This window comes from Pseudomonas sp. KBS0710 (assembly GCF_005938045.2).
Classification (GTDB): Bacteria; Pseudomonadota; Gammaproteobacteria; order Pseudomonadales; family Pseudomonadaceae; genus Aquipseudomonas.
The window spans coordinates 2,004,596-2,020,041 of record NZ_VCCF02000001.1 but is presented as its reverse complement, the minus strand read 5'-3'; the positions used below and the strand labels follow the sequence as shown (position 1 = coordinate 2,020,041).

The following is a 15,446-nucleotide window of genomic DNA, read 5'->3' as shown; positions in this document are numbered from 1 at the left end:
TTAAGACTGTTTGCGTACGCCGAAAAGGGTTGGCCGTTGCAAGGCACCGGCGTTGGTGTTCACACCTCGGTCGCAATACAGGCGACCCTCCAGCAGGCGGCAGCGCACGTGGTCACCGAATGCGGTTTCAACAAAGCGCCAATCCATGTGCAACTCGCCCTCGGGCGTCCACCGCGCCTGGGCAATCACCGGTGTTTGCTCGGGTTGATACTGGTGATGCAGGTAGTTGCCGGTCATGCTGGTGGTGGTTTCGATCGGTTGCCGCAAGCCGGCGCGTATGTGGTGGGTGCCGCGGTGATCAACCAGGGTGAAATCGCAGTACTCACCCTGGAAATCAAAGGCCAACTCGCGCACACCGTCCTCATTGGGTTCAATGGCGAACCGACCTTGCATGGCGGCGCTGGCGGGCGAGGCATGCAGGCCTTGCAGCCCGGGCAGGCGCAGGCCCTCGATCAGCGCGTCCAAGTGCATTTGGCTGGCTTGAGCATCCGCAGCAGTGCGCCCCAGCGCCGGGAACAGATGCTGCCACAGCGCCTGGTGCAAGCGTTTCTCGCCCAGGCGCAAGCCGCAGGTGAAGACAATCACCGTGTCCTGCTCCGGCAGCACCATGCACTGCTGGCCGAACACCCCCGAGGCGTAATAGCCGCCGTGCTCGGTCATCCACCACTGGTAGCCATAGCCTTCGCGCTGGGCTTCGTTGCCCTTGTTTTTGTCCCGTGGCAGGTACTGCTTGCCGTCGAACTCGCCCATCCATACGTCCTGTACCTGGTTGCGCGTGGCCTGTGCCACCCACTGTGGCGACAACAGCTGGCGGCCCTGCCACTGGCCGTGGTTGAGGTGCAACACGCCGAACTTCAACGCGTCTTCGCTGGTGCAACTCAAGCCATTGCCGCCGGCGTTGAAGCCCCCCGGCGCCAGGTCCCACGCAAGCTTGTCGAGCCCCAGGTAATCAAGGACACGCGCCTGCAGCAGGGCATGCATCGTCTGCCCGGTCACCTGGGTGACAATCGCCGAAAGCATAAAGCTGGAAGCACTGCTGTAGATAAACGCCTGGCCCGGCGGCTCGTCCACCGGCTCGTTGAGAAAGGCCTCGACCCAACTGCTTTGCAGGTTGCGCCAGTCCCCGCCGGAAATCCCGCGTGCATGGCCGGTGCGCATGGTCAGTAAATCCTCCACGGTCATGGCCGCGAGGTTGGCGCTGATGGGCTGCGGGCACAACTCGGGGAAGAAACTGACGACCTTAGCGTCAAGCCGCAGGCGACCGTCGTCCACCAACAGGCCGATCGCGGTGGCGGTCCAACTTTTAGTTGCCGAATGCTGCACATGCATGCGGTGCGCCGAGTAGGGTTGCCAAAACGCCTCGACCACCACCGCACCCTGGCGATAGAGCATGAAACTGTGCAGTTCAAGACCCGCCAGGGTCACGGCCTGGATGAAATCGGCAATGCCGGCGGGGTCGACACCGCGTTCATGAGGCAAGGCCCTGGGCAACGGAATGTAGGTCATGATCGGTCCTCTTTGATGTTTTTATATTTCAAATAATGCAGATAAGGTTTTACTCACGACGGCCTTCATGTATTTGAGCCGCCTATAATTCAGTTTTCCGGGTATTCTTGCCTCCCTTGTCACAGGATCGACTTCACGCCATGCCCCAACTCACCTCGCTGCAGACCAAAGTCGCCGGACAGATCCTGGCCGCCATCGCCAGCGGCGACCTGCAACCCGGGATGCACCTCAAAGAAGTGGAACTGGCCCAGCGCCTGGGCGTGTCGCGCTCGCCGATCCGCAGCGCGCTGTCGTACCTGGCCACACAGAAAGCCATCGAGCCGCTGGCGCAGCAGGGCTTTCGTGTGCCACTGGAAGCCGGCGATGGCTTGGCGCAACAGGTCAGTGCGTTGCATAACGAAGAAGATCAGCTGTACACGCGCTTGATCGATGACCGTTTGAACCAGGTGCTGCCCGACCAGATTTCCGAAAGTGATTTGCTGCGCCGCTACGGTGTCGGCAAAAGCGTGCTGCGCCGGTGTTTGCTGCGCTTGTCTGATGAGGGTGTGATGCAGCGCAAGCACGGGCATGGCTGGCAGTTTTTGCCAACGCTGAACAGCCCGAAGACGCGCTTTGAGAGCTACCGCTTCCGCATGTTGCTGGAGCCGGCGGGGCTGTTGGAGCCGACGTTCACTATCAACCCTGAGCAGTTTCGCCGCTGCCGGGAGCGGCAGATGGAGTTGTTGGAGGGCACGGTTGATGGGCAGCGTTTTATCGAGTGCAACGCGGAGTTTCATGAGCTGCTGGCGGCAGCCTCGGGCAATGGCTATATCTTGCAGGCGATCCAGCAGCAGAACCGGTTGCGACGGTTGACCGAGTTTCACACCGTGAACAATGTGGAGCGGGTCCGGGTGTCGTGCCAGGAGCATCTGGCGATTCTGGATGCATTGGAGCAAGGCGATAATGAGTGGGCGTCGACGTTGTTGCATCGGCATCTGGATGTGGCGAGCAAGTTGCGGGTGGCGCGAAACAAGAGCTGAGGCGTGTGGATTGGGGGCATATCCGCTCCCCGACCCAAGTCCTTCAGCGCCTGACACATGGCTCTGGCCAGCAAGCCCGCCATCGCAGGCCAGCCAGCTACCACACAGAGATAGCGTCTTCAGGGCAAACACGTGCATCACCAAAGCGCCACGGTGTAACCGACGATCACCCGGTTTTCATTCATGTCACGCAGGTAATTGGCCTTGCTCAACCCATTGCGCCAGCGCAATGAAACGCCTTTCAGCGCCCCCGACTGGAATACATACCCCACATCAATATCCCGCTCCCACTCCCGCCCTTCCCCCGCAAACCCCTTCACCTGCGCCCGGTCACCCTTGGCCCAGCGCGTAGAGAATGTCAGCCCCGCAACCCCCAGCGCCGCAAAATCAAAGTCATACCGCGCATGCCAGACGCGTTCATTGGTTTGCGAGAAGTTACTCAACTGATACTCGGAAAACAGATAGGTATTGGTGCCGTCCACATAGGTAAACGGCGTTGTGCCGTACTGCTCCTGATACCCGCCACCCACGCTATGCCCCTTGTAGCTGAACATCGCCCGCGTACTCAGCGCGCGGTTATCCACGTTGCCCGCCGAACCGGCACCTGAGGTGTCCGCGTCGAAATATCGGATATCCGTCTTGAGCAGGCCGCCGCCCAGCGCAACGCTGTTTTTCAGCCCAATAAAGTGCTGCTGATAAATATCTTCCAGCTGCGCAAAGTGATAACTCAGGGTCATGCCCGGCGTGAGCCTGTAATCGCCGCCGGCAAATCGAAAACGATCACTTCTGGCGGTGCTTTTGTAAGCCCCGCTCTGACTGGTCAGCCCCATATCCTCGTACTCGGTGGACTCACGCTGTTTGGTCTGGTCAATCTGCCCGCCAATCAGCGCCAGCCCGGCGATATCGGTGGAGGTCACCTGCGTGCCCCGGAACGTCTGCGGGAACAATCGGCTGGTATTGGGTTGCAACGTGGGCAAGTCCGGCAGCAGGTAGCCGCTGCGCAACTCGCTCTGGGCAACACGCACCTTGCCGGTCACGCCGTATTTGGAGTACTCGTCATGCGCACGCCTGGAGTAACTCGGTTTACCCGGCGCAGCATCGTTATCGCGCGACAATAAACCGGAGCCCGAGCGGTCCGGGCTGGAATCGAGTTTCAAGCCGAGCATGCCCACCACGTCAACACCCAACCCCACGGTGCCTTCGGTAAAGCCCGACTTGAGGTTGAGGATAAAACCCTGCGCCCACTCCTCGCGTTTGGATTGCCCGGCGTCTTCGCGGTAGTCACGATTGAAGTAGTAGTTTTTCAAGTCCAGATCTGCCTTGCTGTCCTTGATAAAGTCCGCCTGGACCGGGGTGCACAGCAGGCCCCCGCTCATAAGACCGGCGCCCTTGAAGATCAGGTTGAGCGTGTTGTTAGGCATGTTGTTGGCTCCTGGCAGTCATTTCGGTGAGTAGGTCTTATTGTTTTTCTGGGCACGACGTTCACCCTCGCGCAGGCATGAAGGCCCGCGCGCCGGATGAAATCAGGGGGTTAAATTGCCGGTCGTATTCGGTAGCCGCCGCCCGGCAGTTTCTCCAGTGGGCTGGCGGCCGCCAGTAACTGGCGGGTGTAGGGGTGCTGCGCGCAATCGAAGATCTGCTCGCGTGCCCCCACTTCCACGACCTCGCCCTGGTGCATCACCGCCACGCGATGGGCGATGCGCTCCACGGCCGCCAGGTCATGGGAAATGAACAGGCAGGCAAAACCGTACTGCGCCTGCAAGCGCTCGAACAGTTCGAGGATCTGTTTCTGAATGGTCATGTCCAGGGCCGAAATCGGCTCATCGGCGACCACCAATTGCGGGCGGCGCACCAGCGCGCGGCCAATAGCGACACGCTGGCGTTGGCCACCGGACAGTTGGTGGGGAAAGCGTTCGACATACTCCTCACCCAGGCCGACATCCTTGAGGGTTTGCGTGACGCGCTCACGCCGCTCGGCGGCATTCAAACCGGGCTCGTGGCGCAGGGGTTCAGCAAGGATCTGGCCGATTTTCATCCGTGGGTTCAGTGATGAATACGGGTCCTGGAAAATCATCTGGCACTGCAGCCGGTGGGTACGGTTGGCGGCCTTGAGGATATCCACGCCCTTGAAGCGGATCGACCCGGCACACGGTTTGATCAACCCGACCAGCGAGCGACCCAGGGTGGTTTTGCCCGAGCCACTGCCGCCCACCAGTGCCAGGGTTTCGCCAGGTGCAATCGCCAGGCTGGCCGAATGCACCACGCGCTGGTACTGGCGCTTGCCCCAGAACGAAGTCGGCCCAGGGTGCTCGATGCACACCTGGTCAATCTCCACCAATGGCGTGCTGCTCGCCGGCAATGCTGGCAGCTCGCCACGCCGTGGCAAGGCTTCAAGCAGTTGGCGGGTGTACTCGGCCTTGGGGGCCAACAGGATGTCTTGGGTACTGCCCTGCTCCACCGCCTGGCCGTGACGCATCACTACCACTTTGTGCGCATAGCGGGCCACGAGTGACAGGTCATGGCTGATAAACAGAATGGCCGTGCCCTGTTCGCGAGTCAGCTCCAGCATCAACTCGATCACGTCCAACTGCGCCAGGCAGTCGAGGGCAGTGGTGGGTTCGTCGGCGATCAACAGCGCCGGGCGCAACAGCATGACCGAGGCGAGCATGATGCGCTGGCGCATGCCGCCGGAGAACTGATGCGGGTAGGACTCCAGGCAGCGTTCAGCCGCCTTGATCCCGATGCGACGCAGCATGGCCAGGCAGCGCTCGCGGATCTGCGGCGGGTCGAGGTCGGTGTGCAGCCTGAGCGCCTCACTCATCTGTTGGCCGATTTTCAACGCCGGGTTGAGCGACACCATCGGTTCCTGGAACACCATGCCGATGCTCGCACCACGAATCGCGCGCAATTCTTCAGTGCCGGCCTTGACCAGGTCGCGGCCCTGGAAATCCAGGCGCCCGCCACACACTTGCATCGGCAACGGCAGCAAGCCGATAGCAGCGCGAGCGGCCATGGTCTTGCCGCTGCCCGACTCGCCCACCAACGCCACAATCTCGCCCGGCGCGATACAGAAACTCAGGTCATCGACGGCCAGTGGGCCGTGTTCCCCGACGCGGATCTTCAGGTTTTGCACACTCAACAAAACACAATTGGCGGGCATGTTCATTTCCTCATCCGGGGGTCGAGACGGTCACGCAGTGCGTCGCCAAACAAGTTGATCGCCAACAGCGTCAGGCAGATAAACAACCCCGGAAACACACCCAGCCAAGGTGCCGAGGCGATATACGGCCGACTGCTGGCAAGCATGTTGCCCCAGGTGGCGGCCGGTGGCGGTACGCCGAGGCCGAGGAAGCTCAGGGCGCTTTCCGAAAGCAGCGCCCAACCGAACATGCTGGTGGCCAGCACACACAGTGGCGCGAGGCAGTTGGGGGCGATGTGCCGCAGCATGGTGTACAGCTCGGAGTTGCCGATGACCCGCGAGGCTTCGATGTACTCCAGCTCACGCAGGGATAACACCGTGCCGCGCACGACCCGCACCACCGAGGGCGTGTAGGCAATGCCCAGGGCCAACACGATGCCGTATTTGCTGGCACCGATAATCGCCATGATGCCCAGCGCCATGAGGATGCCGGGAAACGCCAGCAGCGCATCGTTGAACATCATCAACACGCGGTCGGTCCAACCGCGCAAGTAACCGGCGAGCATGCCGATCACGGTGCCGGCCAGTACCGCCACCGTCACCGTGAGCAAACTCACCCACAGGCTGGTGCGGGCACCGATCAGCAAGCGGCTGAACACGTCGCGACCAAACTCGTCGGTGCCCAACCAATGGGCCGCCGATGGTGCTTGGAGACGCGCGATCAAGTCGATCTTCAGCGGGTCGAACGGCGACCACACCAACCCCATCAACGCCAGCGCGATCAACGCCACCAGCAGCCCGCCGCCGATCACGGCATTGGCCGGCGCCCACCCGCGTCGGCGCTTGGCCGCTACGGGCACGGCAATAGTCGAACTCATAACTTCACCCTTGGGTCGAACAGCGGATAGAGCAGATCCACACACAGGTTGACCAGCACATAGATAAAGGTGATCAACAACAGGCAGCCTTGCAGCACCGGATAGTCGCGGGCAAAAATCGCATCGACCATCAAGCGGCCGATGCCAGGCAGGGTGAACACCGTTTCCAGCACAGCGATTCCACCCAGCAGGTTGCCGAGGATCAGCCCGACCAGCGTCCAGGTCGGCGCAAACGCATTGGGCAACGCGTGTTTCCACAGCACCGCACGTTCCGACAGGCCTTTGGCGCGGGCGTGGGCGATGTACTCCAGGCGCAGCACTTCGATGGTGCTGGCACGCGCCATGCGGGTAATCGCGCCCACTTCAACCAGGGTCAGCGTCACCACCGGCAGCACCATGTAGCTGATCGCTTGCCACGGCGCCTGGGCAAAACTCACGTAGCCCACCACCGGCAACCAGCCCAGTTGAATACCAAAGGCATGCAGCAGCAACAGGCCAAGCCAGAAACTGGGAATCGACAGCAACAAGGTGGCGACGGACACCAACCCAAGGTCGAGCGCGCTGTTTTGTTTCCAGGCCGCGATCAAGCCAATCGGCACGGCGATCAACGTGGCAAACAACACCGCCACCAGCACGATGGTGGCGCTGACGCTGAAGCGGTCCAGGATCAGCGGCAATACCGCCTGCTTGGTGCTGATGGATACACCCAGGTCGAAGCTCATTACGGCCTTGAACCAGATCAGGAACTGCATGACCAGCGATTGATCCAGGCCCAGGGTGTGGCGCATATCGGCCAGGCTTTGCGGGTCGGCCATATCACCGAGCATCAACAGCGCCGGGTCGCCCGGGATCAGGCGAATCAGTGCGAACACCATCACCGAGATCAGCAGCAGTGTCGGAATCGCCATCGCGAGTTTTTGCAAAATAAAACGCAACATGCTCAGGCCTCGTTAGTGGGCCGCGAGGCTGACGCCCCACAGCCGTGGCGATGACACCGGCCAGGAATGGAAGCCCTTGACGCTGTCGCGCAGCGCCGCGGCTACTGTGCCGTTGTAGATGATCACCATGGGCGTGTCGTGGATCATCATCGAGTGCAACTGGTCGAACAGCGCCTGGCGCTTGGCCGTGTCGCTCTCGCGCACCGCCTCACGCAGTACCGCCTGGGCCTGGGGGTTATCCCAGACCTTGCGCGGTTCCTTGCTCTTGTCGCCCATCAGCGAATCGAAGCTGGTGGCGGGGTCCAGGCGCGAGGAGTAAGAGAACGCCATCATCTGGTAATTGCCACTCTGGTAGCGCTCCAGTTGGGTGCCCCACTCCAGGGTTTCCATCTGGATGTTCAAGCCACTGGCCACCGCCATTGCCTGGCTGAGCAGGCCCATGTCGAACATCTGCGAATAGCGTTTATTGACGATCATCTTGATCGGCTGGCCGTGGTAACCGGCCTCTTTCAACAGGCGCTGGGCCAGCTGCGGGTCGTAGCGGTAGCCCTGCTTGGCGGTGGCACTGTAGAAGGGGCTGGTTTGTGCGATGGCCGAGTTGTTCGGCTCGGAGGTGCCGTTGGACAGCGCATTGACCATTTGCCCGTAATCCAGAGAATGGGCGATGGCCTGGCGGATGCGCACATCTTTGAGCAGCGGATCGTTGGTCTGGAACAACAAGCCACAGATGGCCATGATCGGGCTGAATGAAATCTGCACACCCGGTGTGGCTTTCAACTCCTGCGCATCGCTGGCGCTGACATTGGGCAGCAGGTCAATGTTGTTGGACATCAATGCCGCCTTGGCCGACGACGGGTCGGGGATCACCATAAAGCGCACTTCATCCACCAGGGCCTGCTTCTTGCCGGTAAAGCCGTCCGGTGCAGCGTCGTCACGCAGGCTGTAGTCGTTAAAGCGCGACAGCACCACGTATTGCCCGGGTTTCCATTCGGTGAGGCTGAACGGGCCGGTGCCGACAGGGGCTTTCCAACTGCCATCGGCGGCCAGCGAATCGGGGTGCAGGATGCCGCTGCCGGCGCAATCGGGGCGCGCCATCGAAGCCAGGAACAGGCCGCTGGGCTGGTCGAGATGGAACACGACGGTGAGCGGGTCCGGTGTGTCGATGGCGGTGATTTTCGCCCCGCCACGCCCGTCGAATTCGGCCAGGCAACGCCACTGGGTCTTGGGGTTGAGGTAGCGCTCCCAGGTCCACTTCACATCACTGGCAGTTAATGTCGCACCGTTCTGGAAGTGCACGCCTTCGCGTAATTTGAAGGTGTAGGTCAGGCCGTCGTCGGCGCGTTGCACCTCGCGGGCCAGCAACGGGCCAACCGAGGCGTCTTCGCGGTGGGCTACCAGGCCCTCAACGATGTGCAGCATCACGGTGTCGGTATTTTCGTCACGGTTGACGCCCGGCTCGGTGCTGCGTATGTCGGCGTTCAAGCCGACGCGCAAGGTGGTCTGGGCCTGCGCAAAGCCGGCGCCGAGTACGAGGGTGACGCACAGCGTGCCATTAAGTAAGCGATTCAAGGGAGATGTTCTCCTTCGCACAGAAGCGGCCTGGGGCAGGAGCCGGCTTCAAGCCTGTTTGAGGTCGTTGTTGTTATGGCCTGAACGGGATCAGTGCCGCGGATGTTTTTTGTTTTTTTAAATTCGCCCGGACATATTCACAGCATGGAGTCGGCTTGTAAATGTTTTTTTAAGCACTTAAAAACATTAAAGCCTTCTATTCTTCAACCGATGATGGTTTTTCAGCGCAATAAAAAAGAGGCCGAAGCCTCTGTGGGTGTAAACCAGCGTGCGCCCGCAGGCGCTCGCTTAATGCAGGACCGCCCGCGTAATCAGGTAACTCACCAATTGCGGGTCATCCTCCAGTTCGAGGGTCTGCACCGGGCGCGGCAAATCATCCAGCACGGCGCGCCAGAACGCCTGGGACACTTCATCCTGGTCATAGAAGCGCACCAGCCAATCGGCCTGGCCACTGCTCAACACTTGCGTGGCAATGGCGCGGCCGATGCCCTTGCGGCGGTAACGCTTGAGGATAAACAGATCGGCCAGTTCCAGGGCATCGATGCCCGGCAGTTCGCTGCCCTCGATCAGCAGGAAGCCGGCGATATAACCGTCCACCAGCAGCAGGTTGGCGCTCCATTGCGGGTCTTGCCAGTAGCGGGTCAGGTGCTCATCGTGGATGTAGAAGCGACCATCCGCCTCGACATCTTCCTGCTCCCAGTCCGAGGACTCATAGGCGTAATACTGGTAAAGATTGCGGATCAGCTCGGACGCTTCGGGGCCAGTCTGGATCAGTTCAACGGTGGTTTCAGGCATGGGGCTCTCGGTGACAAAACGCAGGGCGCCATTGAACACAAAACAAGGGCGCAGGCCAATACATTGCCTAACCTTTCTGTTTGCTGAACCGATTGCGGATTTGCCCCGTCCAACCCAAATTCTTGAAACATTTAGAATAAACTTCGTCTGCTTCGATCTTTTTCTCAAGGACCTCTACTTTGACCAACGTGTGTTCCGCCGGCCTGGATGTGGGCTTTGCCTCCCTGGATTACCTGCAGATTTTCATCCTGGGTGTGATCCAGGGCATTACCGAGTTGCTGCCGGTGTCGTCCACCGCCCACATGCGTGTGGTGCCCGCCCTGCTCGGCTGGCAAGACCCGGGCTCGGCGTTTTCGGCGGCGATGCAGTTGGCGGCGCTGGCGGCGGTGGTCAGTTATTTCTGGCGCGATGTACGCCAGGTCACCACGGGCAGCATCGGCGCGGTACGCAGGGGCGACTACAACGACCCGTGGTTCAAGCTGGCGGTGGCGATTGTGCTGGCGACCATCCCTATCTGCATTGCCGGCCTGGCCTTGTCCTCGACCCTCAACAGCTGCAACTCGCCGTTGCGCGGCCTGATGGTGATCGGCATTTCCTGTGTGGTGATGGCGGTGTTGCTGGCGGTGGCCGAAGTGCGCGCACGCCATACCCGGGACATGGGCCAAATGCGCCTGCGCGATGCACTGATTGTCGGAATTGCGCAGATTGGCGCGTTGATTCCTGGCGTCTCGCGTTCAGGCTCGACGCTGACTGCCGCGCTGTTCCTCAACTTCAAGCGTGAAGAAGCCGCGCGCTTTTCGTTCCTGCTGGGCCTGCCAGCCATCGCGCTGGCTGGTTTGAAAGAGCTGTGGGTGCTGCTGCACGCCGACATGCCCGCCCACGCCTGGCCGCATTTGCTCTTCGGCCTGGTGGTGGCAAGTATCTCGGCGTTCTTCGCGATCTGGGGCCTGATGAAGTTCCTGGAGCGGTTCTCCACCTGGCCGTTTGTGATTTATCGCGCGCTGCTGGGGATCTTCCTGATTGTGGCGGTCAGCACCGGGTTGCTCAGTTAAGACCCCGGTTGACGGTCGGCCAGCTCTTCGAGCAAATCGGCCGAAGGCACAAAAAACAGACCGCCGGTCACGGCGGTACTGAAGTCCAGCAGGCGGTCGTAATTGCCGACCGGGCGGCCGACGAACATGTTTTCCAGCATCAGCTCCAGGGGCTGTGGTGAGCGGGCGTAGCCGATAAAGTAGGTGCCGAACTCGCCGGCGCCTGGGCGGCCAAAGGGCATGTTGTCACGCAGGATTTTCACTTCTTCGCCGTTTTCGTCGGTGATCACGGTCAAGGCGCTGTGGGAGTTGCTCGGCTTGGCCTCTTCATCCAGTTCGATGTCGGCCAGTTTGGTCCGGCCGATGACCTTCTCCTGGGCTTCCACCGTCAGCTCGTTCCAGGCGCTCATGTTGTGCAGGTACTTTTGCACCAGCACGTAGCTGCCGCCTTCAAACTCCGGGTCTTCATCACCAACGATGGTAAAGCCGACGGCCTTGCGCCCTACCGGGTTCTCGGTGCCGTCGACAAAGCCGATGATGCTGCGCATATCGAAGTAGCGGAAACCCTGGACCTCATCCACCACCTTGACGCTGTCGCCCAAGGCCACCATCAGTTGCGTGGCCAACTCAAAGCACAGGTCCATCTGCTCGGCGCGGATATGCAGCAGGATATCGCCGGGCGTCGACGGCGCCCTGCGCCCTGGCACGCCGAACTCGCGAAACGGGTGCAAGGCCGCCGGGCGTGGCCCGCCGAACAATCGACTCCAGGCATCGGAGCCAAACCCGCAGACGCAGGTCAGGTTGCCCGTCGGCACACGCTTGCCCACCGAACGCACCAGCCCGGCGATATCGCCGCACCAGGCGCGCACCTGGTCTTCACTGCCGGGAGCGACGGTTGCAACCATGAAGATCGCGCTGCTGGTGATAGGGTGGCAGACGGACTGCGGCTCAAGAGGTGGCTGAACAGGGCAAGTCTTCATGATGAAAGTCCACAGGCTAAGGGCGGTTTTAACCCGCGCAGATTAGCAGATCATCAATGACAGCTCTCCCACACCTGGTGAATCAGGGTTTTGAGCTTCAGCGCCTCGGCCCAGCGGTCGCTGATTTCACGGCCGCCGGCGTCGGTGATTGCATAGGGCGGCGGGCCCAGTTCACAGGTGAATGACAGGCTATCGGGCGTGTCCGGCCGGGCCAGCCAGTCTTTGATCCCGTAGCGCCACCAGCCGGTAAAGCGCTCGACCCAGGCTTGGTGCTGGGGGAAATCCACAGAGACCTGCACCTGTTCACTGCTGGCCACCCGGCCGTGAAAGCCCCAGCTATGGCGCAATATCGTGCGTATGTGTTCGTCGTCCTCAACCGCGCCGGGTTCGGGCAATTCCCGGCCGACGACGTAATGGGACAGGTCGGCCAACAGTTTCAGGTCGGGCATCTGTGCGAGCAAGTCGAGGGTAAACAACAGGTCGTTGGTAAGCCGGTAGCGATGGGTTTCCAGCAGGACAGGAAAGTCCACCTGTTCGGCCAGGCGCTGCCAGCCCTCGACCAACCGGGCTGCCTCGGCCAGCGTGCGCGGGCGCACATCGGCCTGCAGCGTGAGATGGTGGCAACCGTAGCGGCTGATCACATCCAGCGCGGCGGCCAGGTCATCCACCGATTGCGGGAACAGTTGGCCTTCGACCTGCAAGCCCCTGGCGCTGGCGGCAGCGTGCAGGCGCGCGACATCCGCGGGCTTCCAGTAATGGTCGGTGATGCCGTCGAAGCCGGCGGCGGCGATGCGATCGAGCTGGGCTTCCAGCGGCCCAGGTTCCGTCTGCATGGCCCAGAGGGATTGGAACACCAGCAATTGGCGCATATCAGCCTCGCAGCAAATGTTTAAGGGAAACATCCGGGGCGGCCAGGTCGGCCGTATTGAGTGCAATGCGCGCGCTGATCAAGCGTTCGCACAGCTTGATGTCCTTGGCCACGCCATTGCCGAGCGCCCAGCCGCAAGCGCCTTGCAAATGCCCGTTGGCATCCAGATAAAACAACAGCAAGCCACCGCCAGGCAGTGCACGGCTGACCGTCAGCGGGGTCATCACGCCGACGGTCTGCAAGCCCCAGTCGTATTGGTCGGACCAGAAACCCGGCAGCGCCTCGAACGGCAACTCCCGCCCCAGCATATTCAACGCGGCGTGGCGGCCTTGGGCTTCGGCATTGCGCCAGGTTTCCTGGCGTTGATACAGGCCGCCCAGGCGAAATTCGCACACATCGCCCGCCGCATAAATGTTCGGCGCACTGGTGCGCAACTGCGCATCGACGCGGATGCCCTGCCCTACTTCCAGCCCCGCCGCTGCGGCCAGTTCGAGATTGGGTTGCATGCCAATGCCGACCACCACCCGATCACACGGCAAGCGCTGCCCATCGACCAGTTGCACCGCGTCTGCCTCAATGGACTCCAGCGCCACATTCAAGCGCACCTCCACGCCCTGCTGACGATGCAAATCCAGCAGCGCGTCGCTGATCACCGCTGGCAGCACCCGGCCCGCCAAGCGCGGGCCTGCTTCAAGCACCGTCACCTGGCAGCCCAGGCCGCGCGCGGTCGCCGCCACTTCCAGGCCGATAAAACCACCGCCGACCACCACCAGCCGCATGCCGGGGCGCAAGGCGTCGCGCAGGGCCAGCGCCTCATCATGGGTGCGCAGGTAAAGCACGTTAGCCTGCTCCACAGGCCAGCGTCGCGCCCGGCCGCCGGTGGCCAGCAGCACACCGGCAAAGTCCAGCCATTGGCCGTCGGCCAGTTGCAGCCGATGCTGTTGCGGCTCCAGGCGCGTGACCGGGTTGCCGGGGATATGTTCGATGCCCAGCGCGGTCATGCGCTGGCTGTCGCACAGGCTGCAACCTGCCAGGTCCGTGCTGCCTTGCAGCAAGCCCTTGGACAACGGCGGCCGCTCGTAGGGCACGTGCGGCTCATCGCCGATCAGGATCAGGCGCCCGGTGTAGCCTTCTTCGCGCAAGGTCAGCGCCGCACGGCCACCGGCATGGCCGGCGCCGACGATGATCAAGGGTCCGTTCATGCTCACGCCGTCACGGCGAGTAAAACCCGCCCCGCTTCGACCCGTACCGGGTAGGTTTTGAGGTTGACGCACACCGGCGCGCCGAGCGCCTTGCCGGAGCGGTAATCAAAGCGCCCGTTGTGCTTGGGGCACTCGATCACGTGGTCCATCACCAGGCCGTCGGCCAGGTGGATTTTCTCGTGGGTACACAGGCCGGCAGTGGCAAAAAACTCATTCTCGGCCGAGCGGTACACCGCGTAAGTGTGCGGCCCATGGTCGAAGCGCAGCACGTCTTCTTCGTCTATTTCGCCCACGGCGCAGACGTCGATCCATTGATCGTTCATGGCGTTTTCTCTTATTGGATGGGGTGAAACTCAGCCAGCAGTGGCTTCGGCATTCATTGGGGCATGGGCGGTGGGTTCGGTGCGTTGGCGCACGGGGCGCTGCACAAAATAGGTCGGGTCGCTGCGCTGCTTCCAGATCGTCGGCAGGATCTCCCTGTACGCCGCAAAAATATTCGCGTACGGCGGCGGGCAATCGTCGCGGATCTCTTCGTGCAGTTGCGCCAACGCGTGGTACGGCACCATCGGGTACATGTGGTGTTCGAGGTGGTAGTTCATGTCCATGTAGATAAAGCGCAGCACGCGATTCATGTAGATGGTGCGGCAGTTGCTGCGATGGTCCAGTACGTCCTCGGCCAGGCCCACATGCTGGGTGAGACCGAACAGGTAGCCGAGCCAGGCGCCGTAAAGGCTCGGCAGGCCGACCAGCATCAGTGGCAGCCAGCTGTGCAGGTACAACGCGGTGCCGATCACCAGCGCATAAATGCCGACCCAGATCCGCGCAGCACGGAACACCTTGGGCCATTCGGATTCAGGGATGAAGTCCTGCTCCTGGGCGCTCATCTTGCCGATCGCATGGCGCGCCACGCCGCTGAAGGTTTTCCAGGCCAGGGGCAGGTTGAACAGGCTCAGCCCCATCATCAACAGGCTTGGCGGGCGCGGCTCGACGATCTCCGGGTCACGCCCCACCACGATGGTGTCGGTGTGGTGCCGCGCATGGCTCCAGCGCCATACGTGCGGCTCGAAGATGCACATGAAACTCGCCACCTGGTACAGCCCGTCATTCATCCAGCGCGTCTTGAAGGCGGTGCCGTGGCCGGTCTCATGCCAGCGCGGGTTGGACGCGGTGCCGTAGAGCACGCCGTAAGCCATAAAAAATGGCACGCAAGCCCACGAGCCCCAGAACCAGTAGCCGCCAAACCCCGTGACCAGCAGCGCCGACACCCACAGGGCCGTATCCAGCAACGCCGGGCCGTCGCGGCGCTGCATCAGTTCTTTCATGCGTTTGCGCGAGATCGGCGATTGATACCAACTGGCCGATACCAGGCCCTTTTCGGCGGCGCTGGCAGCTTCAGGGCCGGTGAGGCTGTAGTCGCGCCGAGCGCGGTGAGCGGTTTGTTCAGGCATTGTTATTGTTCTCCGCAAGCGTTGGGTAACAGGTGCTTTGCGAACAAACCATAGAGCGCGGATAAATCCGCCT

General features: G+C 61.7%; 14 protein-coding genes. 2 read left to right on the top strand and 12 right to left on the bottom strand.

Going from position 1 to position 15,446, the window contains the following annotated elements; genetic code table 11:
• The gene (locus tag FFI16_RS09475; RefSeq protein WP_138815051.1) at positions 1-1,506 is read right to left on the bottom strand and encodes a serine hydrolase; all 1,506 of its coding nucleotides are present in this window, start codon (positions 1,504-1,506) and stop codon (positions 1-3) included.
• Between the two features lie 140 nt (positions 1,507-1,646).
• On the opposite strand from FFI16_RS09475, the gene FFI16_RS09470 reads away from it, so the two are divergent.
• Positions 1,647-2,525, top strand: coding sequence for a GntR family transcriptional regulator (locus FFI16_RS09470; protein WP_099549174.1), 879 nt, complete (start codon positions 1,647-1,649; stop codon positions 2,523-2,525).
• A gap of 137 nt (positions 2,526-2,662) precedes the next feature.
• On the opposite strand, the gene FFI16_RS09465 is transcribed toward FFI16_RS09470, so the two are convergent.
• The 6 genes from FFI16_RS09465 to FFI16_RS09440 form a co-directional block, all read right to left on the bottom strand.
• The gene (locus FFI16_RS09465; protein ID WP_138815050.1) at positions 2,663-3,946 is read right to left on the bottom strand and encodes an OprD family porin; all 1,284 of its coding nucleotides are present in this window, start codon (positions 3,944-3,946) and stop codon (positions 2,663-2,665) included.
• 110 nt (positions 3,947-4,056) lie between these two features.
• Positions 4,057-5,685, bottom strand: a complete 1,629-nt coding sequence (locus FFI16_RS09460) for an ABC transporter ATP-binding protein (RefSeq protein ID WP_371923601.1) — start codon at positions 5,683-5,685, stop codon at positions 4,057-4,059.
• A gap of 2 nt (positions 5,686-5,687) precedes the next feature.
• Entirely contained in the window at positions 5,688-6,542 is an 855-nt protein-coding gene (locus FFI16_RS09455) for an ABC transporter permease (RefSeq protein WP_138815049.1), read from the bottom strand.
• Positions 6,539-7,480 (bottom strand): ABC transporter permease, encoded by a 942-nt coding sequence (locus FFI16_RS09450; protein WP_099549170.1) that lies wholly within the window; start codon positions 7,478-7,480, stop codon positions 6,539-6,541. The genes FFI16_RS09455 and FFI16_RS09450 overlap by 4 nt, the downstream gene beginning before the upstream one ends.
• A gap of 12 nt (positions 7,481-7,492) precedes the next feature.
• Complete coding sequence (locus tag FFI16_RS09445; RefSeq protein WP_256666297.1) at positions 7,493-9,025, bottom strand: ABC transporter substrate-binding protein; 1,533 nt, start codon at positions 9,023-9,025, stop codon at positions 7,493-7,495.
• A gap of 312 nt (positions 9,026-9,337) precedes the next feature.
• Positions 9,338-9,844, bottom strand: coding sequence for a GNAT family N-acetyltransferase (locus FFI16_RS09440; protein WP_138815047.1), 507 nt, complete (start codon positions 9,842-9,844; stop codon positions 9,338-9,340).
• Positions 9,845-10,023: 179 nt separating this feature from the next.
• Between FFI16_RS09440 and FFI16_RS09435 the strand changes: the two genes are divergently transcribed.
• Positions 10,024-10,896, top strand: a complete 873-nt coding sequence (locus FFI16_RS09435; RefSeq protein ID WP_138815046.1) for an undecaprenyl-diphosphate phosphatase — start codon at positions 10,024-10,026, stop codon at positions 10,894-10,896.
• Here FFI16_RS09435 and FFI16_RS09430 read toward each other — a convergent pair.
• The 5 genes from FFI16_RS09430 to FFI16_RS09410 are packed head-to-tail and all read right to left on the bottom strand — an operon-like array spanning position 10,893 to position 15,373.
• Entirely contained in the window at positions 10,893-11,855 is a 963-nt protein-coding gene (locus FFI16_RS09430; protein ID WP_138815045.1) for a Dyp-type peroxidase, read from the bottom strand. The two genes, FFI16_RS09435 and FFI16_RS09430, sit on opposite strands and share 4 nt — an antisense overlap.
• 53 nt (positions 11,856-11,908) lie before the next feature.
• Positions 11,909-12,724, bottom strand: a complete 816-nt coding sequence (locus tag FFI16_RS09425) for a sugar phosphate isomerase/epimerase (RefSeq protein ID WP_138815044.1) — start codon at positions 12,722-12,724, stop codon at positions 11,909-11,911.
• Position 12,725: 1 nt separating this feature from the next.
• A complete protein-coding gene (locus FFI16_RS09420) occupies positions 12,726-13,925 on the bottom strand; it encodes an NAD(P)/FAD-dependent oxidoreductase (protein WP_138815043.1) in 1,200 nt (399 codons plus the stop codon).
• Positions 13,926-13,927: 2 nt separating this feature from the next.
• Positions 13,928-14,248, bottom strand: coding sequence for a MocE family 2Fe-2S type ferredoxin (locus tag FFI16_RS09415; protein ID WP_017134582.1), 321 nt, complete (start codon positions 14,246-14,248; stop codon positions 13,928-13,930).
• A 30-nt stretch (positions 14,249-14,278) separates the two neighbouring features.
• Entirely contained in the window at positions 14,279-15,373 is a 1,095-nt protein-coding gene (locus tag FFI16_RS09410) for a fatty acid desaturase family protein (RefSeq protein ID WP_138815042.1), read from the bottom strand.
• Between the last annotated feature and the right edge of the window lie 73 nt (positions 15,374-15,446).